The following is a 26610-nucleotide window of genomic DNA, read 5'->3' on the forward strand; positions in this document are numbered from 1 at the left end:
TCCAAAAAATATCCGTTTTTATCCAACAAAAAACCAACAACTTGTCGTTGTTGGTTTTTATAAACAGGTAGACGCTAATTGCTGCCTTATAAAATTAAAAGTAAACTAGAAAAATAATTAACGCTAACAGGATCCGATAGATAGCAAAGGGTACAAGTTTTATTTTATCAATAAGTTTTAAGAAAAAGCGTATAGAAATTAAAGCAAAAACAAAGGCACTAATAAATCCGGCAATAAAAAATGGAAGTGCGTCCAGCGTCATATACTGCCAATTTTTAAGTAAGGAAAGAAAGCTGGCTCCAGCCATAATAGGTACTGCCATAATAAATGTAAAGTCAGCAGCCGCTCTATGACTCAATCCCAATAGTACTCCACCTGAAATAGTCGAACCTGAACGAGAGAACCCTGGCCACAATGATAAACATTGAATGAGACCAATCGTTAGTGCTTGTTTATACGTAATCTGATCAACGGTTTGGATTTTCGGTGTTTTTGGACCAAATCGATCTGCAATAATCATGAAAACAGCACCAATCACTAAACCTATTAAAACAGTCTCAGTCGAAAATAAATACTCATCTATATAGTCTTCAAGTAGTACCCCAAAAATTCCAGCCGGAATTAATCCAACAAATACTTGAGATAGTTTTAAACGACTGCCACCTTGTCCGGATAGCTTACTTTTTATTCGACCCATTCCTAATAGGTCAATAATCCGGTCTTTGAATGTCACGACAACAGCTAAAATCGAACCAAGCTGGATCACTACTTTAAAAGTATTCGCTCCATATTTCCCTAAAAACTCTTCTGATTGAAGCCACATATCATCCACGATGATCATATGCCCAGTTGAAGATACTGGAGCAAATTCAGTTAGACCCTCTACTAAACCTAAAATAATTGCTTTAATAATCAATAATAACTCCATTTACTTAACTACTCCTAACTTTATCTTCTACTGTTTTAGATAGACTCTATTCTCAAATGTTGTTTCATTTAAAAGTAAATACGAATGTTTAGAATTACTTTCATTGAGAATAACCTAAATTTATGGGAAAAGAGCCTGCAAACTTATTTCTAAAGCTCAAAACAGCTTATTCCACGTTAAAATCGGCTTTAAGATTTTAACAAAAATATTCACGAAAACAGCCTTTAGATATGGAATAACCTATTAATTGTACTCAATTTCCAATACCTTTAGCAAATGTTTTTTTATACATTATAAAAGCGAGGCTAATGCCAGCCTCGCTTCCCTATTGTGAAATCATGCGATTGACACGCCCATTGAATTTCTCTAACCAATAACCATTTGTCATATCAGCTATTGCCACACCTGTTGAACTTTGTGATCCTAGGAATTTTCCAGCACCTAGGTAAATGCCGACATGACCATCTTTTTTATAGGTATCAAAAAAAACAACGTCTCCAGGCTGCATTTCTTCCACAGTAACAGGTGTGCCTGTATTTTTTAATACTTCTGTACTGGCACCTATTTTGATATCAACCTGAGAAAATGCCCAACTGACAAAAGCTGAACAATCAAATCTTCCATTTGCTATATCATATTCATTTCGACCGCCGCCAAATACATAAACCGAATTCCCTACATACTTTAATCCATCAAAAATAAGACTTTTAACGGTTTCATTCGTTAAAAGCAATGAATCATTCAAAATTTCATTTGGATCAAAATTAGTTAAATCATACATAGCAGCAAGTGCCGAATCCTGTTGCATTAACCCCGCCTGTTCCGATAGTGTAACTTGCTCTTTTTTCTTTGCCTCTGTTCTTAACAATTCATTGTGTTGCTTTTGTTCTAAAATTTGTGATTGCATTCCTTCTAATTCCACTTTCATACTCTGAAGCTCTATTAATTTATCTTTTACTTGGGTTTGCTTCTTTTTAATCTCCTCTTTATCAGCCTCATGTTGGTTAATAATATTTTGGTCTGCCTCGACAAATGACGCAACGGCACCCATCCGATCTACAAAGTCCTTAAAACTTGAGGAACCAAGTAAAACATCAAGATAGTTTACCTTGCCTCCATTTTCTTGAAATGTAAGTGCGCGTTTTTTTAAGACTTCATTACGCTTACTTACCTTTTCATTTAGTTTTACAATCTCTGCTTCTAGTTTCTGTATCTCTAATTGTGAAGACTTTATTCTGTTCTCAGTTTCGAGAATGATTTGATTATTATCATTTATTGCTTGCTCTACTCGATTGATTTGTTCATTAATTTTTGCAATTTCTTCTTTTACTTGGTTAAGTTCAACATTGCCTTTTAATATTTCTAATTGAATTTTTGAACGCTGCTCCTCAATTATTTGCTGGTTATTATTTTCTTCTGCTTCTACTTGAAGTAATACAGTTGGACTTCCGAACGTGATTATTGTACAAAATGCCATAATCTTTATTTTCAAATTTCATTCCCCTGCTTCCTTCATCGCAAATAGCAATAGTAATTGGTTCTTTCTATGTAACTTATTAATTTAACAGTTTATTAACTTAGCAAAAATAATCCTTTTTACCCACTTTTATCCTATTCTATTGCAAGTAGAAGTATAGCATGAAATGTTGTCATTTTAATAATAGTAATGTTAAATTTATGTTTCAGAATGTTCATTGCTTAACATGAAAAAGCAGGCCAATCAAATGGATTGGTCTGCAATTGTTCTTTAAGGTAAGTCTTTACCTTGCTTTTAGAAGTTCTTTAACGCTATTTTTTCCTCGATTAACAATTTCATTATGTGTATTCCTAGCCATTTTAACATACTCATTTGTAACCTGTTGCCAAGCATTACGGCGTTCACGGCCATAACCGATGTTGGCTTCTGTACTCTTTTCAAAATTATCCTCTAACTGGTCAATGATTTGGAAAACAGATTTGATTGGAGTAAGAGCAAGGTTTTCTAATTGATGAGACACCTCTTTAATCTGCTCCTTAAGCTCCTCCCTTTCATTCATCATTTCTGCTTCAATTCTTTCTTCGTCTTTCATAAGTTGTTCCCTGCGTGCACTCATTTGTTGCATGAAGCCGGAAACAACTTCTTTGTTCGTTTTTTTAGTTTGCTCGAATAGATTAGCTAGTGAGTTTCTGTATTGTTTGTTAAACTTGATGACTTCTCTTAGTGCATTTACATATGCATCCTCACGGTTTTCACGCAGCTGTCTAGCCCGCTCAAGTGATTGCTCATACTGATTCCAGAGTGTATCTACAAATAAACCTTCATTTTTAGGTTCTTCTACTGCAGGAATCATCTTTTCTTCAACTTCTTGAACATTTTCACTCTTTTTCTGTGCCATCGTCCTTCCTCCTCTTTTTACTGCTGTTTTCTTTCTCTATCGGATCCCTCTTTTGAAATGAAGGAATATAGAGCTCAAGGAAACTTGAATACATTTTGAAGAATTGGTCTAGCATCGATTGGTACGATTCTAGTTGATTGGCATAGCCTTTTAAGTATGTAATACCAGCTTTTGTTATGGAATATCTTCTTTTGGCAGGACCACTGCCGTTTGTATCCCACTCAGATGATACTAGTTCTTCCTTTTCGAGCTGTCTTAACAGTCTGTAGAGATTACCCTGGTCAATCGTTTTAAAACCAAATGCTTGTAATTTCTGGCTTAGCTCATATCCGTGAAGAGACATCCTGCTAAGAAGCAATAGAATAAATGGCAGAACAAAATTTTTTGAAGGATTGACAGACTGATTGTCTTGATTTACCATTTCTATATCACCTCACCTATATGTATTTTACACCTATGAGTAATATTTTGTCAACTTGACAAATACATGTTATTATATGATTTATCACAATGTTTACAATTTTTGTAACTTGGTAATAAAGTAATTAAAAAATTGAAGGTGGTGTCAATTTGAAACAAACAAAAGTTAGTAAGTTGGGGATGCCTTATTTACATTTTGGCAATGGTGAACACTTAGTTCTTATCCATGGTTTAGGTGAAGTGAAGGAAGGATGGCAGGCACAATTTGAATTAGCTGATCAGTACGAATTAATTATTCCTGATTTACGCGGTCATGGTGAATGTAGCAAAACGGAAGGGATATCAATTCCAAATTTCGCTTCAGATGTTATCGCTTTATTAAATGAGTTAAAAATTGAAAACGCCCACATATTAGGCTTGTCAATGGGCGGAGCCGTTGCCCAAGAAATTTATCGTCAAGCCCCCCATCTTGTTTGTTCTCTCATGTTGATTAGCACATTCCACTTTTTCCCTAAAAAAATCAGAAAGCCGTTACTCAATTTTAAGAAAGTGAGACTGGGTATCGCAGCAACAGATGACGCTGTGAAAGAAACAGCTGCCCATATGAGCCTATATTCTTGGTCAGAGGAAAATATAAATCATTTCAAACGCTATTTCCAACCGAAGCGGAACATCTTTTTAAAATCCTTAAAAGCATGTTTCCAAGTTAATAATATTTCTTTGTTACCTACGATTACAGTTCCAACTCTTATCATTGGATGTCAGTATGACTCCGTTTTACCAGTATGGATTCAATACTGTATGCACAAGCTCATACCACATTCAGAATTTATCATTATGAGAAATTCTGGCCATCTAGCTAAATTGGAAGCAACAAACCGGTTTAATCTTCTGCTTAGAAAGTTCTTAAACCGGAATAAGGCTGCTGCTTGATTTTATATAAGTGGGAAGGATGCGGGTCCTTCCCACTTATTAAATGTATTCACTTAAACGGTTGAAACTAAATCCTTTTCTTTCGTCTTTCCTTTTTGGCTATCTTTAACCACTAGCTCCTTTATGGAAGTTATTTCATTTTTAATTTCTGCTAATTGATTTAATTCTAGTTTAACTTCCTGTAAATCAGAGTGTATGGTTTTCTGCTCATCAAGATTATTCATTTTTATTATTTTCTTCTGTGAATCTTTTATTTCTTCAAGCTCTTCTCTTACATTGCGAAGGTTAACTTGAATAATCTTTATATCGACAAGGTCTTTCCGTAATTCCTGGAAATCATCCTTCACTCTTTTCATTTCTGTTACTTCGTGGACAGTTCTTTGGAACTCACCCTGAATTTGTTTAACCATCTGAACCATTTCTTGAAATAATTCAAGGTTTTCTTTATTTAATGCACCAAGGCTGTTCTGTAATTTCCAAATCTGTTCTTCTAGGATATCGATTTTTCCTCCTGCTTGAATCGATAAATTTGCAACATTTGCGACATCCTTTTTAGTTGGGATATTCATTATGCCGGCCCACATCTCACTAATTTGTTTAAAGCCTTCGTATGGATCATACATTTTATCTTTTGACATTCTTCATCATCCTCAGGAGTTATGATTTTGTGACCTCTTCCGCTTTTTCCATATACTTATTTAAAGGAAACATGAACGATTTTAATTGACCGGTGAGAAGACCAACAAACCCTTTTTGACTCTCATAGATTAAGCTTACAGCTTGTTTTAAAGTTTTTATATATTGCTTCCTTCCTTTCTTCCTAACAGCAATATATTTTTCAATCATGTCAAAGTATTGATCCATCATCTGATTATTTACAACCATTTGCAATGGTGTGCTTAATATGGAAGCAGTTCTTTTTTGGATTTGGTCAATTTGCTCATTAATATCTTCATACGATCTTTTCGGAAAGATATGTAGAAGGACTGTGGTGGACATTAAAAATTCCTCTCTTGCTGTTCTCTCCCAATTTACAAATTCCTTATTGAACTGTTCCCTGACAGATTTAATATTATCCTGATTTCTTTGAATACTTTCAGCAAAACACATGGCTTCTTTTAAAAACACATCATCTCGAAAATCTGCATGCTTTGCCCACTGGTCTATCTCGCTAAAAGCGTGCTTCCAAAGAATGTCCAAGCTTGAAAACTGTTCTTGTTCCTTGGATTCCGTAGCTTCAGGTAGTTCCACTTCTGTGGTTTCTTTTTCACCTGAAATATTTTCCACAGTATCTCGCCTTTTTTTAGTTGTTTTTAGTGATTCTTCTTTTTTTTCAGTCATTTCATTGATTCCTCCTTTTTAATCTTTTAGACTCTCAATCTGGTAATTTATTAGTTAGAAAATATCGTATGTGTTCTTAGAAGGATTCTCGGGTGTGTTCTATGAAGTTTAAGTAGTAGCGGATTTCTCAAGAATAAACCTTTTGATCTTCTTGTCGCAGCATTCTCCTTAACAGCTTTCCGACAGATGATTTAGGGAGTTCGGACAGAATCTCAATCTCTTTTGGCACTTTATAAGGGGCTAAAAATTGCCTTGAGTATTCTATTAATTGCTCAGGTGAAATGGTGGCACCAATTTTTAATTTTACAAAAGCCTTCACTGTTTCTCCTCTATAGGTATCTGGTTTTCCAACGACAATTGCCTCTTCGACCGCTTCATGCTGATAGATAATTTCTTCAATTTCGCGAGGGTAAACATTGTATCCGCTTGCAATTATCATGTCTTTTTTCCGGTCTAATATATAGAAATAACCATCCCCATCCATTTTGGCTATATCTCCAGTAAAAAGCCATCCGTCTCTTATGACCATTTGTGTGTCACTCGGACGCTTCCAGTAGCCCTTCATAACCTGAGGCCCTCGGAGAATTAATTCTCCTGCTTCGCCAACCGGAACATTTATATAACCCTCTTCTGTCTCCTTCACAATTCTAGCTTCCGTTCCTGGCAAAGGAATGCCCACACTACCTAGTTTACGTGGAAGAAATGGTGGTGTCGAAATAGCCGACGGTGCTGTTTCTGAAAGTCCGTAGCCATCTGCAAGTCTTATGCCCACACGTTTTTCAAAAGCTTTAACCTGTTCAACTGGCAGTGGTGCTCCTCCACTGCTTAGGTAGTAAATATCTTTAATTGAGCTATCTTCCAATTGCGGGTGATTGTTTAGTGCAAATATCATGGTAGGTACTGCAGTAAACTGGAACGGCTTCTCCCGATTAATCAACTCAAGTAATTCACTCACATCAAAGCGGGGGAGAATTAATTGATTACACCCAATTCGGATAGCTGAAAGTGCATTACATGATAATCCATAGACATGAAACATTGGGAGAACACTGATAATCTTAAAATTTTCTGGTTTCTCATCAACTGCATTATAAGTAAAATCACAAACTTGAATAATATTAGCCAGCAGGTTCTGGTGGGTTAGCATAACACCTTTGGAAACACCTGTTGTTCCACCTGTATATTGTAATATAGCTACATCTTCTTCGATATTAATTGGGATTTCAGGGATTACGTTATCGTGTGTAAGAAAATCATCGAAATAAATATCACCTTCTGCAAGATTAATCTTACTTCCGCCAAATCCCACCACGATGATTTTTTTTAAAGAGGTTCTCGGTTGGACTTCTTTTACCTTTTGATAGAATGCTTCGAAAACTACCATATAGCCTGCTTCAGAATCATTTAGGGCATATTCAATTTCCCTTTCTACATACATTGGATTGACTTGAACCGCAATACCTCCCAAACGGAAGACGGCAAATAAGCTAAAAATATAATGTGGGGAGTTAGGCAACATTATCCCCAGTCTATCTCCCTTTTGGAAACCGGTCCGGTATAGCGATGCAGCAAGAAATTCCGAAATTGCTCTGGTTTCTTTGTAACTCCAAGATCTTGCATAGAAAGTAAGCGCTGGTTTGTCACCGTGGATAATAGCTGCCTGTTTCAAAAGACCGTATAAAGAATCATAGTCTACTGAAACATCCTTACTAATTCTTGGATCATAAAACTTTAACCATGGCTTTTGTGAATAAACCATACAATCTCCCCCAATTTCCTCTCAAGTCTTTATCCACTTAAATTATTGTTTTAAAAAAGTTTTTTGTAAACGTTGCCAAATCGACAAATTTCCACATTTTTAAATTTCTTACTGTTATTTACAATATCACTTGCTTGATAGAGGTAAGATATATTAAGAAGATTGAAGATTTTTGTCGAAATTTTCATTCTTGTTCACAGAATTTTCGAATCTACACCTCACCTAACCTTTATAGGCCTGTCGATAGATAGTCGCAAGTTCCGTTACAAGTGGTTGTTTTGGATTTGCAATTGTATCTTGATCATCAAAGGCGTGTTCCGCTAGGATATTTATTTTTCTTTCAAATTCATTCTGACCTACCCCTGTTTCTTGAATGCTCATTGGCAAATCTAATTCCTTCATTAGATTTGTGATTGCTTGTATTAAGCACTCTACACCTAGTTCAGTTGTTTTAGCATCCAGTCCTAACATTCTAGCAATCTCTGCATAGCGCTGATCAGCAATAAAGTGTTCATATTTAGGGTATGTCATGAATTTATTTGGCTTTGCTGCATTATAACGAATGACGTGAGGTAACATTAGGGCATTGGCACGACCATGTGCAATATTGAATTCAGCACCTAGTGCATGTGCCAAGCTATGATTAATTCCTAAAAATGAATTAGCAAAAGCCATCCCTGCAATCGTTGAGGCATTGTGCATTTTTTCCCTGGCAAGTTCATCATTACCATCTCGGTAAGCCCTTGGTAAATAATCAAAAACTAACTGGATTGCTTTCAATGCTAACCCATCGGTAAAATCATTTGCCAAAACTGAAACATACGATTCTATCGCATGAGTTAAAACATCCATCCCAGTATCTGCGGTAACATGCTTAGGGACGGTCATGACAAACTGTGGATCGACAATTGCCAAATCTGGTGTTAATTGAAAGTCAGCTAACGGAAATTTAATATTTGACTTTTTATCTGATATCACTGAAAAGGAAGTGACTTCAGAACCTGTTCCAGATGTGGTCGGAATGGCAACAAAGATTGCTTTGCCACGAAGCGCAGGGAATTTAACCACTCTTTTACTAGGATCAAAGAATTTTTGCTTTAAGCTATTAAAATCTGCTTCTGGATGTTCATAGAATAGCCACATTGCTTTTGCTGCATCCATTACGGATCCGCCTCCGAGTGCAATAAGACAGTCCGGCTGAAATTTCCGCATCCTATCTGCACCACTCTTGACACTTTCAATATCTGGCTCTGGTTCAATATCATATAAAACTTCATATTGTATATTGTTTGGATGTTTATTTAATTGATAAAGCACTTTTTCAATGGAGCCATTTTTCATTTGACTTGCACTTGTTACAATAAACACTTTTGAAATTCCGGGAATGCCAGCGAGCACCTGAACCGAGTTCCTTTCAAAAAAAACTTGTGATGGAACTTTAAACCATTGTGTCATGTTTCTCCTCTTTGCAACCTTTTTAATATTTATTAAATTAGCTGCTCCTACATTCTGAGACACTGAGTTCCCTCCATATGTTCCGCACCCAATCGTTAAGGACGGTAAAGATGTGTTATAGATATCACCAATTGCACCATGAGTCGATGGTGTATTAACCATAATTCTTCCAGCCTTCATGCGAAGGGCAAAGGTATCAACCACATTCTGGTCAGCTGTATGAATGGCAGCGGAGTGTCCAAGCCCTCCATACTCAAGTGTTTCTTCAGCAATAAGCAAACCTTCGGCTAAACTATTTACTTTATAGCAGGCTAGTATAGGGCTCAATTTTTCACAGGATAGTGGAAATTTCGGACCGACTCCTTTTAATTCAGCCACTAATATTTTCGTATTTAGCGGGACATTGATACCTGCCATTTTTGCAATCAAATGGGCAGGCAATCCGACAATCATAGGATTTAAGGAAGCACTTTTTTCGTCTATCACAGCCTTTTCAATTAATTGTTTTTCTTCATTATTTAGGAAATAACATTGATTTTCGATCATTTCCCTTTTTACTTCTTCATAAATCTCATGATCAATAATAAGTGCCTGCTCTGAGGCACATATCATCCCGTTGTCGAAGGTTTTAGATAGAATGATGTCGTTTACCGCACGTTTAATATTCGCACTCTTTTCAATATAACAAGGAACATTCCCCGCCCCAACACCTAGTGCTGGTTTTCCAGAGCTATAAGCTGCCTTTACTAGATTTGGCCCCCCGGTAGCTAAAATAAGAGAAATTTTTGGATGCTTCATTAAAAGCTGAAAGGCTTCATGAGAGGGAATGTCAATCCATTGTATACAATTCTCAGGTGCCCCAGCCTTTACCGCTGCATCCCTTAGAAGTTTTGCCGTTTCGACACAGCACCTTTGAGCATATTTAGGAAAGGCAAAGATAATTGGATTTCTTGTTTTTAGCGATATCAATGATTTAAAGATAACAGTGGATGTTGGATTCGTAATAGGTATAACCCCAGCTATGACTCCCACTGGCTCGGCTATCTCTACCATGCCTTCATGCTCGTTTTCACTAATGACCCCCACTGTTTTTAGCTCTCGGATGTTGTTGTAGATAAACTCCGTTGCAAACATATTTTTGAAAACTTTATCTTCATAAACCCCTCTTCTTGTTTCTTCCACTGCTAGCTTTGCCAAGACCTTGTGATGATCGAGTGCTGTATAGGCAATTTGCTTAACGATTTCGTCCACCATTTCCTGATTGTAGCAGCGAAATTCAGCTAACGCCTTGGTGGCATTTTTAGCCAAAATATCGATCATCTCCACTATATTTTGTTTTTCTTGTACAACTTTTTCTTCCACTGCCATATTTATCCCTCCAAATTAACCTTTTCTGGCTAAAATATATCATGTTGAAACACGCAAATTTTGTCGAATTACGCTAAAAAAAGAATGAATATTCATTCATTTTTTAAAATTTCACAGAATGTTCAAAAACAGTTTCACATATACAATAAAAAACGCTCCTCACCTTAAAAGGAGAGAAGCGTTTTTACTGATCAACCAGTATTACGTAAACCAGCTGAGATTCCACTAATGGTTAGTAGTACCTCGGTTAATAATTCTTCAGATGGTTCGTTCTGATTTCTTAATTCCTTAATTAATTCTACTTGTAAGAAGTTTAAAGGATCAACATAAGGATTTCGACGATAGACCGAATCTTTAATGTTTGGGGTATGATCAAGTAATTCACGATCCCCTGTTATTTTGAGAAGAATTGCCTTCGTTCTTTCATATTCTTCAAGGATATTTGAGAAAATTCGTTCAGCAATTTTTTGGTCTTCTACTAATGATAAATATTCTTTAGCAGTAGTGATATCTGCTTTCATCAAAGCCATTTGAAGATTATCAATGGTTGACCGGAAGAATGGCCATTTTTCATACATTTGCTGTAATTGTTGTAAATTTTGATCACTTTTTAAGGCATAACTTTCTAAACCAGTTCCTGCCGCATACCAAGCTGGAAGGAGCTGCCTGCTTTGTGTCCAAGCAAAAACCCATGGAATTGCTCTTAAATCCTCGAAGCGACCGCGATTTTTTCTGCTCATTGGTCTTGAGCCGATGTTTAAGTCACCTAGTTCTCTTAATGGGGTTGCTTCATTAAAGTAGGTAAGAAAGTCTGAATCACCAAAAACAAGTGATTGATATTTTTTAAGTGCTGCACTAGAAATCTCTTCAATAGAAGACTCCCAACCTTCATCCCGCAAATTACCAGGCTCTGCCTCTTTTGATACATGAGCTGTTGCGAGCATAAGAGTTGAAGTTGCCTGTTCTAAACTCCGATAGGCAATGTCTTCAAGCAAATAACGGGAAGATAAGACTTCACCCTGCTCAGTAATTTTTACTCCATCACCAATCGTTTCAGCCGGTTGAGACAATAAACTTTTGTTTAACGGACCGCCTCCACGACCAAGTGAACCGCCACGACCATGGAAAAACTTCAATCCAATGTGGTATTTGTTTGCCATCTCATGAATTTCAAGCTGAGCTTTATAAAGCTTCCAGTTAGCCGTTAACGTACCGCCATCTTTACTGCCGTCTGAATATCCAAGCATAATTTCCTGCTGGTCATTCATTACTTTTAAGTGATTTCGATATACAGGCATTTGGAACAAAGTTTCCATAATTTTAGGACCTGCCGTCAAATCATCAATTGTTTCTAATAGCGGTGCCACATTTAATTGGCTTTCAACCGTTCCATCTGCATGGAGTCTATAAATTCCAGCCTCTTTTGCCATAACCAGTACTTCAAGTAAGTCACTTGCCGACTTTGTCATACTTACAAGATAAACAGAAATGGAACGTTTTCCAAATACTTTATGGGCATTGCTAATCATCTGAAACACCTGTATCATTTGCTGTGTTTCCGGTGAATAATCTTCGTTTAATAGTAGAAGCGGCCGTGGGTCCATTAAGATGCTTTCTAGTATTTTTACCTTTTCTTCCTCTGAAAGCTGAGCATAATTATCCGAAATTTGCACTTTTCGTAAAATTTCAGTCATAGCTGCCTCATGCTCACCACTATGATTACGAATATCAAGTGTTGCTAAATGGAAACCGAAGAGTTGTACTTGACGGATTAGCTTTTGGATTGTTTTTAATTCATGTGCTGCAGGATGATGGTTATTTAAGCTTCTTTTCACAATATATAAATCTTCTAACAATTCTTCTGCAGAATGATAACCTAAATCTGATTTACCCACTTGTTTCAATCGTTCGATAATAATAGCAAATTTACGGCGGTATACTTCCCCTTCAACAGGCCATTTCATATCATCGGTCAGATACTTGTCTTCTTCCACCTCTAAGGATTGGATTAATTCATCACTGACTTCTACCCGGGTAGTGGAATGGCTATAACGTTTCATAAGATCAACTAAGACATTTTTGTATTTCTTTAAAACAAGCTTTCGCTGCTTATGTAATGTCTCCCACGTAATCTCCGGAGTAACATTTGGATTCCCATCCCGGTCTCCGCCTATCCATGATCCAAATCTAAGAAAATTAGGAACATCCCATTGTTTCGCGGAATAGTTCTTTTCTAGACAAATCTCTACTTCACGATGGATTTCTGGAAGAACTTCAAATAAAGTCTGATCAAAATAATACAGCCCGTTCCGGACCTCATCCAATACTGACGGCTTATTATGGCGAAGTTCATCTGTCTGCCATAGAATCGTTACTTCATTAAACAAACTCTCTTCAAGCTTGCTGCGCTCTCTTTTAGTTAATAAAGGGTGGTCGAGTTTCTTCAAGACCACAGCAATACGTTGTTGTATTTCTAAGATTGAACGCTTTGCTGCCTCAGTTGGATGTGCAGTAATGACCAGTTCAAGAGATAGTTTGTTCAATACCTCTTGAATCATATCCTCATTGATATTGTTCTCCTTTAAAGAAAGAATAGCACTTTCAATAGAATCTGGCTGAACGACTGAATCATCTTCTAGCTGATATTGTCGTCTCCTTCGAATACGGTGATTTTGTTCGGCGATATTTATTAAATGGAAATACATTGAAAATGCACGAATAACCTGTCTTCTCATCGGCTTGTTGAGATTTGCAATTTCTTCCTTTAGTTCGGAATAAATTTCGTTATCAAAATGAGTTCTAAGTGTTTTACACATCAGACGGATTTTTTCCACTTTATCAAATAGTTCAGTCCCGCCATGGCTGACTAGGATCTCTCCAAGAATTTGACCTAGTAATTTTACATCGCGGCGAAGCGGAAGACTGCTGTCATTCACCTTTAATTCTGTACTCATCCTTTCACCCTCCCTGTACTAGTAAATTTACTAAATTTTTTATTTATTAATATAACATAATTTCTGCTTGCATGTTAAAAAATTTTTTAATTATTTAAAAAAAAACAATCCGAATCTTTATCCGGATTGTCAGATTTCACCTTTACCTTTGTTTAAATTCTTCCAGTTTAGAGGAGATGGCTGCTGCCACTTCTTCCGTTGATTTTGGAATTGCATTTTTAAAAAGTGAATTAGCCAATGAACCTAATGCACCACTAGCATTAATTTCTAGAAATCCAGTCAGTAATGTTTTATTCTGATTAACTGCATATGCTTCAAAATAACCCTCACCAATATATTTTTCATTGGTACGCCTTAATTCAAAGCTTACCCTGGTTGGTTCATTCCACTCTTTAATATCAATAACTAAGCATACTTTTTTTTTCATTATACCCAGGTCACTTTTAAATTCCCATGTTATTATACTGTCATTAGTTTGCTCATGCTGTATATAACCAGGCACGAGGGGTGCCCAATTATTTGCATCCCTGATGAAGTCCCAAATCACATTTATCGGGATAGCTAATTCTATTTGTTGTTTTTCGCTAGGCATTTGGTATCCCTCTTTCATTTAAATGTAAAAGACCTTCAATGCTGAAGGTCTTTTTATAATTTATATGATTTATATCGTCTTAATAGAAGAATGAAATTACTGATGTTTAACGATCAGGAATTCTTGTATCCAGATGCTGCTAAAATCCCCTAAAATGTGAAACGTAATATGATCTAGAACAGGCAGAGAGTTATTTTCTGCTAATAAGACAATAGTATACAGAACACCGCTGGCAATGATAACACTAGCTCCGTATACAGGTTATCCAAGGTAGCACTTTTTTGCAAAATAAATCTATCAATAAGATTCACCCAGCTCAAATATTTTAAAAAGGATTGATTATCAAATCGACTTCTTTTAAGATTTAGGATAATTGACAGTTTATTAATTGGAGGTAACGACGTGCAGGTGAAAGTGATTCAGTATGTAATTTTTTTATTAGGATTGACCTTCTTTGGATTAGGTAATGCGATAGCCGTAAAGGTTAAGCATGTTGGTTTACATCCCTGGGAAGTTTTAAATGTGGCTTTATATCAACATTTTGGACTTACTATTGGGACTTGGGGAGTAATCTGCGGGTTATTACTGGTTAGCATCTCTTATTTTACAGCAAGAAAGTATATTAAAATTGGGACTTTCCTAAATGCCCTTTTAATTGGACCCATTATGGACTTTTTTCTTTGGTTAGATTTTTTACCTGAACCAACTCATTCCTGGGTAGATTATCTTATACTATTTAGTGCCATTGTCATTGCTGGTATTGGCGGGGGAATGTATGTTGCAGCAGGTCTAGGTGCCGGACCGCGGGATGGTTTTATGCTTTCAATATCAAATAAAACGAAATTATCGGTAAGTCAATCACGTATTCTTGTTGAAAGTTTTGTCTTAATCATTGGTTTTATATTAGGAGGACCTGTATTTATCGCCACGTTCCTCTATACATTTATCCAAAGTCCAGTATTCCAAAGGACCATGGGCCTTTTTAATAGCTTACTTGAAGTATTTAAAAATAAGAATAAACAAATTAGAGAAGACGTGTATTTATAGACACGTCTTCTCTAATTTTAACTAGATAACTTCTACTCTATCAGTACTGAAATCGGGATAAAACTTTTGATGGGATAGATCGTTTATATCATGTTCATTTGCCTCTTCAAAATAGGATGATAATTTTCCTTCATAGACTAATTCTAAAGAATTGGATTCTTTTATGTCATCTGGAGTAACAAGTGAAAGCGGCTTTTGCTTATTGATTTTGACCCCTGATTCCTCAAGAAGAGCGGCAACAAAATGGGAACAAAAAAATGCATTCTTTCGATCCAACTCCAAATTGAACATGACCGCGAATAGGCCTAAAAGATTATAGCGATAATCTCCCTTATTTTTTTCAATTTCTTCAATTTTTCGACAAATCACATCGTACTGCTTTTCAGAGATTGTACAACAATAAATAGCACAATCAGCATTGCGAAATATGCCGCCACGGATATTTTCTCTGACAAAACCAGCTAGGAAAGGATTTCGAGGTCTTTTTCTTCCAAAACTATAAACATCCCATAATTGGTCATCTAATGCAATGGAAGCATGATTATGCGGCTTCTTCGTATATAGTTTGATAATTTTAGTTAAAACCGTCCCAGTATCAGTAAGAAGTACGTAAATCTTCCTCATCCTATATTCCCCCTTCGATTTTCTATAGGAAGGGACCTCTCTCATTATATCCCTTAATGAATATCTATCTTTTATTTTAACCTGTATCTTTACAAGCTCACACAATCTCGAGATTTATTTTGTACTAAGACTTAAGACTTACACTGGAACGGATCTCTCTTTATGCTCTTATATTATAATTTACTAAATTAAATTCCTCATAGAAACACATTTTTCCTGTTTTTTTTATAAAATTTACCCATTTTTAACATTTCAAGCATAGAATAATACATTCTCGATATAAGGGGTGCAATAAATGGGATTATATATTAACAATGGCAAACATCCTACAGTATATAAAAACAAGAAGAAAATACCTGAACCAAACCAAAAGCTGGTGAGGAGGGATTATCTTTCAGAAGTTATAGACGAGCAGCACAAAGCAAATGTTTCAGTAATTAATGCCATCAATGAAATGAAACACCAGTTTCTTAACCAAGAGGTTATACAAGCAAATAATTGGGGGAAAATAGCAAATCAATTAAATGAAATCAGCTCAAGTCACCAAAAGCATACAGAATATGAAGAATTAATTATCCATTTATTGAAAACACAAGAGGAACTGCAAAAACAATTATCCGAAAAAATCAGTAAACAAGAAGAGTTTCAAACAGGGGTATTAACTCGGCTGGACCAACAAGAAGCATTGACAGAGAAAATTTCTCGGCAATTAAATCATATTCGCTCCATTCTTTTTGAACGGACTAACTATCTTGCAGAAAAAATTGATGAAGGATATAAGATTACTTCTTCCTATGTTTATAATTTAATGACTGGTTCAGACCAGCCCATAACATTTTATTTAATGAACAATAAAAAAGGTGAAAAACAAAAATAGACCGGTGCCATAAAACAATGGCGCCTTTTTTTGCTTTGCTCTTTTGTGCTTAAATCGCTTCGACTTTTCCATAGTAATGAACAAAGTTTTTTAGTATCTCTTTTCCACCTGAGGTTAAGATCGATTCAGGGTGAAACTGAACACCTTCAAGCGGAAGTTCTGAATGCCGAATTGCCATAATTTCCCCATTCTCCGTCCACGCGGATATCTCAAAACAAGGTGGCAGCGTCTCCCTTTTGACGATCAAAGAGTGATACCTCGTTGCCGGAAATGGATTTGGCAGTCCTTTAAATATTGTTTTTCCATCATGGTATATGTTTGAGGTTTTTCCATGCATTAATTGTGCAGCAGGAACAACATCAGCTTCGTATGCTTGAGCAATAGATTGGTGCCCAAGACAAACTCCTAAAATGGGAATAACACCTGAAAATGTCTTTATAACCTCAAGGCTTATTCCAGCCTCACTAGGATTACCTGGACCAGGGGAAATCATTAAGAAGTCAGGTTCCAACTTTTTAATCTCATCTAAGCTGGTTTGGTCGTTCCTCTTCACGACTAAATCCTCCCCCAGCTCCCTTAGGTATTGAACTAAGTTAAAGGTAAAAGAATCATAATTATCGACCATGAAAATCATTGTTGCTCACCTATTTCCCTTCTAACCATACATTTTCATTTAAGTATCAGTTTTTTTCATCATACATGAATATCAAATACAAAAGAAGCCCTTTCTACTATGAAAAGGGCTTCCAATATGAATTAAGTCTGTTAGATAACTTTTTGCTATGAGATTTTCTTTAATTCCTCAGATAACTTGAGGAATGTTTCTTTATTTCTTTCTTTTAGGGAGAAGTCGATTTCCTTACGGAGCACTTCTCTTCTAAATTCAATCAAGGCGTGGTTTAAAAACATCTCAGCAATTACAGAATCGTTATTCTCATCAGTTTGTTGTGGTGAATTTAATAATCTCTTTTCCATGGAAATCAACTCCTTGAGCTTTTTTTAATTATACTGTTAATTATCTAAAAATTCAAACACTTTGTTTGTTATTTTCAAAAGAAATTTTTTCCTACTCTTTTTCTGCATTTAACTTGTCTGTTGATTTCCTCTCCAGGCACTTCGCTTTCCGCGGGCGGTTCGGGGAGCCTCCTCGACGCTTTGCGCCTGCGGGGTCTCCCCTGCCCCGTCCTCCCGCAGGAGTCTTCGTGCCTTCCGTTCCAATCAACAGAGTGCCAAAATAAAGAAAACTGCCTTAATTTAAGAAAAATTTAATAGTTTATTTAGATTGCTTTTATAACTCGAGATTACACTGAGCATGTAACAAAATAATGATTGGAGGAAATGTTTATGAATAAGAAGCTTTTGGCGGTTATCGGGATAAGTGGAACGCTTATGTTGGGCAGTGTCTATTCGATTTCAGCAAATACATCTGGTTACGACCTTTACAAGGAAGCCTTAAAGAAAACTCATACGGCTGAAAGCGCGACGTTGGATTTTAACCTTAACATTGAGGACAACAAAAAGTCTATACTAACATCCCAGTCCATTTTTAAATCTGATTCAGTCAATCAATTAAACTCCATCTCTACGCGTTTGGCCAATGAATCCGAAGTTAGCAATATGAACATGTACAAGCAGGATGGAAATTGGTATGTGATGAAGGATGGACTTGATACGGTTTACAAAATGGATACATCCAATAATCCACATCACAGTAATACAGCTGAATTAAAAGATGATGTAGAAAATCTTATCGATGTTATGACAAAAAATCTTCAACAACAAATTACAGTCGCAGAAAAGAAAGACGACAAGCACGTAATTGAGCTTGATTTAACTGGAAAAGAAATTCCTCTATCTGCAAATGCTCTAAGTACGTTAATGATTAAACATGCTGTCATGCTTCAAGACAATAATGAAACTGAAAGCTCAGACTTTCACATTAAGGCGAAGCTCCCTGAATTGGATCACGAAATTGCGATTAGGCAAGTCAAACTTACTGCACGAGTGAATAAGGAAAATTACATTGAACAACAAACTGTCAAGGTAATCGTAACAGGCAAAGATAAACAGGATACCAGACATGAATTAGTACTTAATATTAATTTAAATGCAACTGACTACAATCAAACTACAGTAACTCCTGTTGAAATCCCTGCTGATAAAGTAGTCGAATTCAACCATGGTAGATAGTAGACTTTAACTAGTAAACAATAGAGGGTGACAATTTTGGAAATAGCAGTGGTTATTACAGGAATGACTAAACAATTCTCAAATGGCAGAGGAATACAAAATATTGATTTAACCATTAACCAAGGGGAAATAGTAGGGATCCTTGGTCCAAATGGAGCCGGTAAAACAACCTTGTTAAAATGCTTGACCGGTCTAACTTCTCCAGATAGAGGAAAAGTGGAGTTATTTGGCGTCGACCTTCAAAGTAATTACAAGAAAGCGATAGGTCCTGTAGGTGCCTTAATTGGACCTGCTGTTGCTTATGAAAAAATGTCACCCTATAAAAATCTAAAAATGACCTCTCGTTTGTACTCTGGTATTACCGATACAGATATTGATATGGTATTGCATCAAACAGGTCTAACTCCTTATAAAGGCGAGAAAATATCCTCCTTTTCTATGGGGATGAAGCAGCGTTTTGGGATTGCATCAGCACTTATTTCCAAGCCACGCTTGATCGTTTTAGATGAACCGACGAACGGCTTAGATATTGATGGTTTGCTTTTGTTAAGAAAAACAATCTTGGAAATATCAAGAAAATCAGGTGTAACCTTTGTGATTTCCAGCCACCATATATCAGAACTAGAAAAATTATGTAATCGTTTTTGTTTTCTCATCAATGGGGAAGTCTCATTCTTTGAAGCAGGTAACGAGTCATTAGAGGATGTCTATGTCAGAAAGGTTGAGGTGGCAGTGAGATGAACACAATCCAAGCAAATACCTTCAATGAAATACAAAAGCTGCTGACAAAAAAGGTTACCAAGCTTTTTCTGCTCTCTGCGATGCTCGTTCCCGTGCTGACTAAGCTTCTCGTAAATCATCTATTTTTGACAGATTGGATGGCGTTACCTACTGAAAATATAAATTTCACCTTATTAGATTTATTTATTACCATTTTAATACCTTTATTTATCTTTATCGCTGCCACAGATTTATTTACTGGAGAAGGTGAACGTGGAACATTATTTCAAGTAAGACCAATCAGTCGAATAGAACTTTTCTTGTCCAAAGTAATCGCAATTAGTGTTTTAAGCTTATTTATACTCTTATTGGAATGGTTGGCTGTGATGATTAGCAGTGCTGTTTTTGATAAAGCCTTCGACATAGCTGCTATTCCTTCTAGTCTGGGCGCCTTTATTGTGTCCTGGTTTCCCATTATCGTTCTAACAGTATTCGCAGTTATGTTAGCACTCTTCGTTCATTCTAGTGTACTCGCCATTTCCTGTATGATTGTCCTATACTTAATCATGATGTTTGTTCCATATGTATTGCCCGGTTCCTTATACTTACTGCCATCTGCCTATTTAGATTGGTATATGCAGTGGCTTAGCGATGTGTCATTTCGGTGGATAATACAAACTGTCACCTATTTGTGCTCTTCCTTCTCATTGTTTTTTTCAATAGGCTATTATATGTTTAATAGAAAAGAAGCCTAACTGAAGGGTGTTTTTAATGTCTATTAAACTTCGGCTGATACTTTCAAATATTGCGATGATCACGGTCCCAATTATTTTGTTTATAATTACCTCTTTTCTTTTAATGATTGTATTTCTCGGCGATATCCGTGAAATGGCTAATTTCTTACCAGAAAGCCACAATTACCACAAAACAAAACAAGAGGATACATTATTTTTCCTCGAACTAAAGGAAAAGTCTGCTGTTAATCCTGTTGAATTGATGAGTAAGGAGTATTTGGAATCACTGAATAGTAAGCTTAGTAAAATCGATTCTGGATTAATGGTTCGTAAAAACGACGAGGTATTCTACAGGACAGAAGATCTTGAGACAGTCCTTATTGATGAAATGCCGAAATTTGGAACAGAAAGAAGCTTTCGCAGCTTAGAAGAAATCGGTGATCAGACTTTCGCCATGAAGCAGCATGATTTCTACTTACAAGATGGCAGTGAAGTCTCACTATTTTTAATGAGAGACGCTAGCCCATGGAATCAGTTTGTTCGCACCTTTTTCCCAATATTATTCGGTTTATGTTTATTAATTTTAATTGCTACTAATGGGCTATTAACCTATTTTGTATCAAAAAGTATTATCAAACCAATTAGTCAATTAAAAAAGGCCGCTCATTTTATAAAAACTGGAGACCTCGAGCATTCCATTACAGCAGTGAGGAATGACGAGATTGGTCAATTAACACAAGCGTTTGAAGAAATGAGGATTCAATTAAAGGAGTCACACGAGATTCAAAAACAATATGAGGATAATCGAAAGGAATTAATTGCCCATATTTCTCATGATTTAAAAACACCGATTACCTCGATTAAAGGCTATATTGAAGGCATCCGTGATGGCGTAGCAGATACACCGGAAAAGAGAACCCGATATATCCAAACCATCTATACAAAGGCTGTAGATATGGATCATTTAATTGATGAATTATTCTTATTCTCGAAGCTGGATTTAGGCAAAATCCCCTTTGAATTTGAACGGATTGATATCAAAGATTATTTAACGGATTATTTCGAGGAGTTGAGCTTCGATCTTAGAAAACAGAATGTAGATTTGCATTTCCAATTTGCCCCTGAAGGTCATTATCATGTTTTAGCGGATCGAGAAAAGTTCAAACGAGTTCTAGCCAATATTATTAACAATAGCCTGAAGTACATGGATAAGGCTAAAAAGGAATTAATAATAACCATGCAGTCTACTGACGAAAATGTAGAGATTTCGATTGCAGATAATGGACCAGGTATTCCAGAAGAGTCCATTCCCTTTATCTTTAACCAGTTTTATCGGGCCGAGCAATCCAGAAATAAGTTAACCGGCGGCAGTGGGTTAGGACTTTCCATCGCAAAAATGATTATTGAAGAACATAACGGTGTGATAAAATTGGAGAGTATTTTAACGGTAGGAACAAAAATTTCCATTTGTTTGCCGCACGATACATGTGTCTTGAGGAGATACTAACATGAAAAAAATATTAATCATAGAAGATGAAAAAAGCATTGCGGAATTAGAACAGGATTACTTAGAGATCAACGGGTTTCAAACAGAAATGGTCCATACAGGAGATATCGGTCTTCAGAAGGCACTAACGCAGGATTATGATTTAATTCTGCTTGATGTCATGCTGCCAAACATTGACGGTTTTGAGATTTGCAAGAAAATAAGAAGCATGAAGGATATCCCAATCATAATGGTGACCGCAAAAAAGGAAGAAATCGATAAGATCAGAGGTCTTGGGCTAGGTGCCGATGATTATTTAGTTAAGCCATTCAGTCCCAATGAAATGGTTGCTAGAGTGAAGGCACATTTATCCCGATATGAGAGATTATCAATGAAACAAACTACAGAATCCCAAGGAATTTACGTTCGTGGTTTGTTCATAGACCGCTCCTCACGCCGTGTCTTTGTCAATAACAAAGAAATCACCTTAACAACAAAGGAATTCGACGTTCTCACCTTTCTCGCGTTAAACCCAGACCAGGTCTTTAGCAAAGACCATCTATTTGAAAGAATCTGGGGATATGACAGCAACGGGGACGTCTCAACCGTCACCGTCCATATCCGTAAAATAAGGGAAAAAATCGAGAACGACCCCTCCAACCCTGAATACATTGAAACCGTATGGGGATCGGGCTATCGTTTTCATTAAATTGGTGACAGGCACCACAAAAAGACAGTGTCCACCCCGGGTGAACACTGTCTTTTTGTGGGTTAGTGTATTTGGCTTTGGAATAGTGTGTTTCGGTTACTGAATTTAGTAACTAGTTTTATTAGAAATAGGTTGCCTATTAGTAAAACAGCTCCTATTAGAAATAATGTTAATGGGCTTAGAAAGAACATTCCACTAGCCTGGCTTATGATGATTCCAACGACTGGCAGCACCAGTATTCCGCCAAATTGCTGGGCTTCTTGGAACGTTTTGACCTTGGCTGAAATTAAGACATTTAGGATGATATTAAATAGGACTAATATCGGTATTACCCAAAACATTAAAATAATCCAGGTAGAGTTAAAATATAAGATTACTTTAAAATGCGGATACGTGATTACATTAACAATAATAAAACTAATAATAAATGCAGCAAACGAAATACCTAATGTTGGAATTAAGGATGCTAATACTTTACCAAGGAACAAGTCTTTAATTGAAATAGGTGCAAACAATAAGGTTTCTAACGTATTTCTTTCCTTCTCCCCTACAAAACTATTTGATGAAGTAACCATTGAGTTTATAATGGCTACCATCAAGAAAAAGGGAATCATCATAAAGGATAAGAAAAAATAAACAAATTTATACCCCAGAGTTGGCAAAGCGATAAGAGTATTTCTCATATCTTCATTAGGAAAATTTTCAATAAATGAATTTAACGGTTTTTCTATTTCTTTTGAAGAGGTTCCTACTAAATCAAAGTGAATTCCGAAGTAAGCCATACAGGATGGAACGACAATACACATCAGTAATGCCACAATGATCATCGGTACCCAAACCTTTTTGGATGAAAATGTAGCTTTCGTATCTTTCTGTGCAATGGTTAAAATCGTCTGTTTATTCAAGCCCTCTTCCCCCCCTAATATTAAAATAAATCGCCTCAAGACTTCTGTTGGTTATCATACAATTATGAACCCATGTTTCGTTAAGAATATTGGCTAATAATGGTGTAATCTCATCTTTTGTGGACAGCGAAAATTCCAATTGAGTTGACCCTCTTCTACTGTACCTATACCCCTTATAGGTTTGGCTATTAAGAGGCGTAAGACCTGTTTCTACTAATAACAGAATTTCTTTTACGTATTTGTCTTCTAATTCGGTCATCGTTCCGTTATCTACGATTCTGCCATCTATTAAAAACAAATAGGAATCACAGATAGTTTCGAGCTGATGTAAAACATGAGAACAAATTAAAATTGTTACTCCTTCTTCTTGATTCACTTTACGTAAATAATGGATTACCTCATTAATTCCTTCAGGATCTAATCCATTCGTTGGTTCATCTAGAAATAGAAGGTTTGGATTATGCAATAAGGCTTTTGCTAGTGCGATTCTTTTCTTCATTCCTGTAGAGAAGCTGCCAACTAATTGGTCCTTAAAGCCAAGCATATCAAACTGCTCAAGTAAATGTGTAATTCGCTTCGCATCAGAATGACCATATATTTTTGAAAAGAAGACAAGATTATCCCAGGCCGACATATCATGATAAAGACTTGCACTTTCTGTAACGATCCCAACCCTTTTTCTAATTTCATCGCCTTGTTTTCTTGGATCAAAACTCATTACCTTCATCGAACCAGTATTGGCTTCAATGACTCCATTTAATAAACGAATAATCGTTGTTTTCCCTGCCCCGTTCGGACCAAGCAGTCCATTAATACTTCCTGTCTTTATTTTAAAAGAAACATCCTTTAATATTTCACGTTGATTATATTGCTTACTGACTTTATCGACCTCAATAATGTTTGTCAAATTTCTCCCCCCATAAACTTCATCCTTCTTTATAACGTTTAAAGATGAGAAATCGTTCATATAAATTTTAAAAATTGAATGACATTCTTTTTTAATAAGAATGACCATAGTTCGAAAGGTTTTTGTATTTGTGTTGCCGAATAGAATGTAGAAAATAGAAATGAGGAGAATTCAAATGTCAACAAAAAAAGGGAGTATTCTGGTAGTTGAGGATGAAGAAAAGATTGCACGAGTATTGGAACTTGAACTGGAGTATGAAGGATATGATGTAACGAAAGCAATCGACGGTCTTGAGGCTCTTGAAGCCTATCGTACTGGTAATTGGGATTTAATTTTACTGGATGTCATGCTGCCAGGATTAAGCGGGATTGAAATTCTGCGGAGAATTAGAAAAAATGATCTCCATACTCCTGTCATCCTTTTAACAGCAAAAAGCTCTGTTGAAGACAAAGTTTCTGGTCTTGACCTGGGTGCAAATGATTATATTACAAAGCCCTTTCAAATTGAAGAGCTGCTAGCCAGAATTCGTGCGGCATTAAGAATCAAACGTGCTGAAGAACAAGAACCTCAGATTGAAAACGGAGACCTACTGCGATTTGCTGACTTATCCATAAATCAAAAATCTAGAGAAGTTATTCGAGGAAATGGAGAGTCCATAGATTTGACTCCAAGGGAATATGACTTACTAGTCTATCTAATGGTGAATAAACGACAGGTCTTGAGCAGGGATCAAATACTTGAGGGTGTATGGGGTTATGATTTTTTCGGAGATACAAATGTTGTTGACGTGTATATTCGTTATGTTAGAAAAAAAATTGACCTCCCACATCTACCCTCGTTAATTCATACGGTTCGTGGTGTTGGTTATGTGATGAAGGATTCCAAATGAAACTGAGAAATAAGATTAACCTTTATACAGCATTTTTATTTGCGATATTACTTCTGATTATCAATATTACCGTTTATTATTCATTCAGCAAGTTAATCCTCGACAGCGAACTTAACACAGCACATAATGAAATGCAAAATATATCCGAGAATATTGGAAAATCACTAGTAACCATATCCGAAGGTATCCTTTTAAGGTCATACGTGCCTATAAACGGGATGATTCAAATTGTTACGAAGGATAACAATGATAACTCCGCTCCATTTACTAGCCCAGGAGCACATGATTTAAGTAAGAGGAAATCGGTATTCTATAGTAATGAAGTCAGTAAAACGATAGAATATCAAGATCGGCTATATAGCTTTGAATCTATGCCAATCATATTGCAAGACGGAAGTATTGCCAATCTGCAGATAACCAAGAGTATGGAAACTGCAACGAATAATTTATCCACCCTTCGCCTTGTGTTAATCATGGTAACACTGCTTGCGTTAATTCCTGTATTAATTTCAAGCCGGATTCTTAGTAACCTAATTACAAAGCCGGTCACATCCATGATCAGAACAATGACTGATATAAGGCAAAGCGGAGCTTTTAAGCGCCTTAAGCTTGAGGGAAACTCAAAAGATGAACTCTTTCAAATGGGCCAAACCTTTAACCATATGATTGATTTATTAGAGATCAACTTTGATAAACAGAAACAATTTGTGTCCAATGCTTCACATGAACTTAAAACCCCCTTAACCATCATCGAAAGTTACGCGAGTCTCTTAAAAAGAAGAGGTTTAAAGGAGCCAAAGTTATTCTCTGAATCAATAGAAGCCATTCACTCAGAGGCAATTCGTATGAAAGAAATGACTGAACAGCTGTTAATGCTAGCCAGGCACCATGAACAATGGAATATTGAGCTTAACCAGTTAAACATTAAACAGCTAATAACCCAAACAATCAAAGGATTTAAAAATGCATATAATCGAGATATTAGATTTGTGGTGGAGAATGATACTCCCCTATTCATTGAAACTGATGAAAAAAAGCTCAAGCAGCTGCTGTTTATTTTTCTGGACAATGCAAGGAAATATAGTGATGAAACCATTTCGGTAGAACTTGGGAATGACCATGATGAAGTTTATATAAAAATCATAGACCATGGAATTGGTATTCCTGAAATCGACGTCCCAAAGGTGTTTGACAGGTTCTATCGGGTAGATAAAGCAAGAAGCAGAAAACAGGGCGGCTCTGGCCTTGGGTTGTCACTTGCAAAGGAAATTGCCGATGCAATTGGTGTTCGTATACATTTAGATAGTGTACTGGGTGCTGGTACTACCGTAACAATTCTGAGTAAAAATTTTGAAAAATGATAGTAATTTCTCAGCACTTTCTCATTTTCATATAAG

The 26610-nt window shown here is 36.3% G+C and carries 25 protein-coding genes; 10 read left to right on the forward strand and 15 right to left on the reverse strand.

Annotated features, from left to right (window positions below; all coding sequences use genetic code 11):
- Nucleotides 1–94: 94 nt before the first annotated feature.
- The 4 genes from ABC255_RS23100 to phaQ all read right to left on the reverse strand — a co-directional run bounded on the left by ABC255_RS23100 (nucleotide 95) and on the right by phaQ (nucleotide 3724).
- Entirely contained in the window at nucleotides 95–928 is an 834-nt protein-coding gene (locus ABC255_RS23100; RefSeq protein ID WP_412997168.1) for an undecaprenyl-diphosphate phosphatase, read from the reverse strand.
- Between the two features lie 325 nt (nucleotides 929–1253).
- A complete protein-coding gene (locus ABC255_RS23105; protein ID WP_412997170.1) occupies nucleotides 1254–2420 on the reverse strand; it encodes a C40 family peptidase in 1167 nt (388 codons plus the stop codon).
- Nucleotides 2421–2688: 268 nt separating this feature from the next.
- Nucleotides 2689–3303 (reverse strand): hypothetical protein, encoded by a 615-nt coding sequence (locus ABC255_RS23110; RefSeq protein WP_412997172.1) that lies wholly within the window; start codon nucleotides 3301–3303, stop codon nucleotides 2689–2691.
- On the reverse strand, nucleotides 3284–3724 hold the full coding sequence (gene phaQ, locus ABC255_RS23115; protein WP_335530929.1) for a poly-beta-hydroxybutyrate-responsive repressor: 441 nt from the start codon (nucleotides 3722–3724) through the stop codon (nucleotides 3284–3286). The genes ABC255_RS23110 and phaQ overlap by 20 nt, the downstream gene beginning before the upstream one ends.
- A 149-nt stretch (nucleotides 3725–3873) precedes the next feature.
- Between phaQ and ABC255_RS23120 the strand changes: the two genes are divergently transcribed.
- Nucleotides 3874–4656, forward strand: coding sequence for an alpha/beta fold hydrolase (locus ABC255_RS23120; protein WP_412997174.1), 783 nt, complete (start codon nucleotides 3874–3876; stop codon nucleotides 4654–4656).
- Between the two features lie 53 nt (nucleotides 4657–4709).
- Here the strand turns inward: ABC255_RS23120 and ABC255_RS23125 are convergent, their stop codons facing one another.
- The 6 genes from ABC255_RS23125 to ABC255_RS23150 all read right to left on the reverse strand — a co-directional run bounded on the left by ABC255_RS23125 (nucleotide 4710) and on the right by ABC255_RS23150 (nucleotide 14125).
- Entirely contained in the window at nucleotides 4710–5294 is a 585-nt protein-coding gene (locus ABC255_RS23125) for a hypothetical protein (protein ID WP_412997176.1), read from the reverse strand.
- 19 nt (nucleotides 5295–5313) lie between these two features.
- Nucleotides 5314–5997 carry a hypothetical protein gene (locus ABC255_RS23130; RefSeq protein WP_412997178.1) on the reverse strand — a complete coding sequence of 228 codons (684 nt, stop codon included), beginning with the start codon at nucleotides 5995–5997 and terminating at the stop codon, nucleotides 5314–5316.
- Between the two features lie 127 nt (nucleotides 5998–6124).
- A complete protein-coding gene (locus tag ABC255_RS23135) occupies nucleotides 6125–7756 on the reverse strand; it encodes a long-chain-fatty-acid--CoA ligase (protein ID WP_412997180.1) in 1632 nt (543 codons plus the stop codon).
- Between the two features lie 222 nt (nucleotides 7757–7978).
- Complete coding sequence (adhE, locus tag ABC255_RS23140) at nucleotides 7979–10579, reverse strand: bifunctional acetaldehyde-CoA/alcohol dehydrogenase (RefSeq protein WP_412997182.1); 2601 nt, start codon at nucleotides 10577–10579, stop codon at nucleotides 7979–7981.
- Between the two features lie 191 nt (nucleotides 10580–10770).
- Nucleotides 10771–13533, reverse strand: coding sequence for a phosphoenolpyruvate carboxylase (gene ppc, locus ABC255_RS23145; protein ID WP_412997184.1), 2763 nt, complete (start codon nucleotides 13531–13533; stop codon nucleotides 10771–10773).
- Between the two features lie 142 nt (nucleotides 13534–13675).
- Entirely contained in the window at nucleotides 13676–14125 is a 450-nt protein-coding gene (locus ABC255_RS23150) for an SRPBCC family protein (protein WP_335530875.1), read from the reverse strand.
- 402 nt (nucleotides 14126–14527) lie between these two features.
- Here ABC255_RS23150 and ABC255_RS23155 point away from each other — a divergent pair, with 402 nt between their 5' ends.
- A complete protein-coding gene (locus ABC255_RS23155) occupies nucleotides 14528–15172 on the forward strand; it encodes a YczE/YyaS/YitT family protein (RefSeq protein WP_412997186.1) in 645 nt (214 codons plus the stop codon).
- A gap of 21 nt (nucleotides 15173–15193) precedes the next feature.
- Here the strand turns inward: ABC255_RS23155 and ABC255_RS23160 are convergent, their stop codons facing one another.
- Nucleotides 15194–15796 (reverse strand): hypothetical protein, encoded by a 603-nt coding sequence (locus tag ABC255_RS23160; RefSeq protein ID WP_412997188.1) that lies wholly within the window; start codon nucleotides 15794–15796, stop codon nucleotides 15194–15196.
- A 295-nt stretch (nucleotides 15797–16091) separates the two neighbouring features.
- Here ABC255_RS23160 and ABC255_RS23165 point away from each other — a divergent pair, with 295 nt between their 5' ends.
- Nucleotides 16092–16673, forward strand: a complete 582-nt coding sequence (locus ABC255_RS23165; protein WP_412997190.1) for a hypothetical protein — start codon at nucleotides 16092–16094, stop codon at nucleotides 16671–16673.
- 49 nt (nucleotides 16674–16722) lie between these two features.
- Here the strand turns inward: ABC255_RS23165 and pabA are convergent, their stop codons facing one another.
- Nucleotides 16723–17307 (reverse strand): aminodeoxychorismate/anthranilate synthase component II, encoded by a 585-nt coding sequence (gene pabA / locus ABC255_RS23170; protein ID WP_412997192.1) that lies wholly within the window; start codon nucleotides 17305–17307, stop codon nucleotides 16723–16725.
- Nucleotides 17308–17453: 146 nt separating this feature from the next.
- The gene (locus ABC255_RS23175; RefSeq protein WP_412997194.1) at nucleotides 17454–17648 is read right to left on the reverse strand and encodes an IDEAL domain-containing protein; all 195 of its coding nucleotides are present in this window, start codon (nucleotides 17646–17648) and stop codon (nucleotides 17454–17456) included.
- Nucleotides 17649–18017: 369 nt separating this feature from the next.
- Here ABC255_RS23175 and ABC255_RS23180 point away from each other — a divergent pair, with 369 nt between their 5' ends.
- From ABC255_RS23180 to ABC255_RS23200, 5 genes are read left to right on the forward strand one after another with little or no spacing between them, the layout of a single operon-like run.
- Nucleotides 18018–18863, forward strand: a complete 846-nt coding sequence (locus tag ABC255_RS23180) for a hypothetical protein (RefSeq protein ID WP_412997196.1) — start codon at nucleotides 18018–18020, stop codon at nucleotides 18861–18863.
- A gap of 36 nt (nucleotides 18864–18899) precedes the next feature.
- Nucleotides 18900–19604, forward strand: a complete 705-nt coding sequence (locus tag ABC255_RS23185) for an ABC transporter ATP-binding protein (RefSeq protein ID WP_412997198.1) — start codon at nucleotides 18900–18902, stop codon at nucleotides 19602–19604.
- A complete protein-coding gene (locus tag ABC255_RS23190) occupies nucleotides 19601–20338 on the forward strand; it encodes an ABC transporter permease subunit (RefSeq protein WP_412997200.1) in 738 nt (245 codons plus the stop codon). The genes ABC255_RS23185 and ABC255_RS23190 overlap by 4 nt, the downstream gene beginning before the upstream one ends.
- 16 nt (nucleotides 20339–20354) lie before the next feature.
- Nucleotides 20355–21824, forward strand: a complete 1470-nt coding sequence (locus ABC255_RS23195; protein WP_412997202.1) for a sensor histidine kinase — start codon at nucleotides 20355–20357, stop codon at nucleotides 21822–21824.
- 1 nt (nucleotide 21825) lies between these two features.
- Nucleotides 21826–22512: a response regulator transcription factor gene (locus tag ABC255_RS23200; RefSeq protein WP_335530854.1), complete on the forward strand. Its 687-nt coding sequence runs from the start codon at nucleotides 21826–21828 to the stop codon at nucleotides 22510–22512.
- 62 nt (nucleotides 22513–22574) lie between these two features.
- Here the strand turns inward: ABC255_RS23200 and ABC255_RS23205 are convergent, their stop codons facing one another.
- Nucleotides 22575–23417: an ABC transporter permease subunit gene (locus ABC255_RS23205; protein ID WP_412997204.1), complete on the reverse strand. Its 843-nt coding sequence runs from the start codon at nucleotides 23415–23417 to the stop codon at nucleotides 22575–22577.
- Nucleotides 23410–24324 (reverse strand): ABC transporter ATP-binding protein, encoded by a 915-nt coding sequence (locus ABC255_RS23210; protein ID WP_412997206.1) that lies wholly within the window; start codon nucleotides 24322–24324, stop codon nucleotides 23410–23412. The genes ABC255_RS23205 and ABC255_RS23210 overlap by 8 nt, the downstream gene beginning before the upstream one ends.
- Before the next feature lie 175 nt (nucleotides 24325–24499).
- Between ABC255_RS23210 and ABC255_RS23215 the strand changes: the two genes are divergently transcribed.
- Both ABC255_RS23215 and ABC255_RS23220 read left to right on the forward strand, forming a co-directional pair.
- On the forward strand, nucleotides 24500–25213 hold the full coding sequence (locus ABC255_RS23215) for a response regulator transcription factor (RefSeq protein ID WP_412997208.1): 714 nt from the start codon (nucleotides 24500–24502) through the stop codon (nucleotides 25211–25213).
- The gene (locus tag ABC255_RS23220) at nucleotides 25210–26574 is read left to right on the forward strand and encodes a sensor histidine kinase (RefSeq protein ID WP_412997210.1); all 1365 of its coding nucleotides are present in this window, start codon (nucleotides 25210–25212) and stop codon (nucleotides 26572–26574) included. Before ABC255_RS23215 ends, ABC255_RS23220 begins: the two co-directional genes overlap by 4 nt.
- Nucleotides 26575–26610 lie beyond the last annotated feature (36 nt).

The organism is Neobacillus canaveralius (assembly GCF_047237705.1).
Lineage (GTDB): Bacteria > Bacillota > Bacilli > Bacillales > Cytobacillaceae > Neobacillus > Neobacillus niacini_K.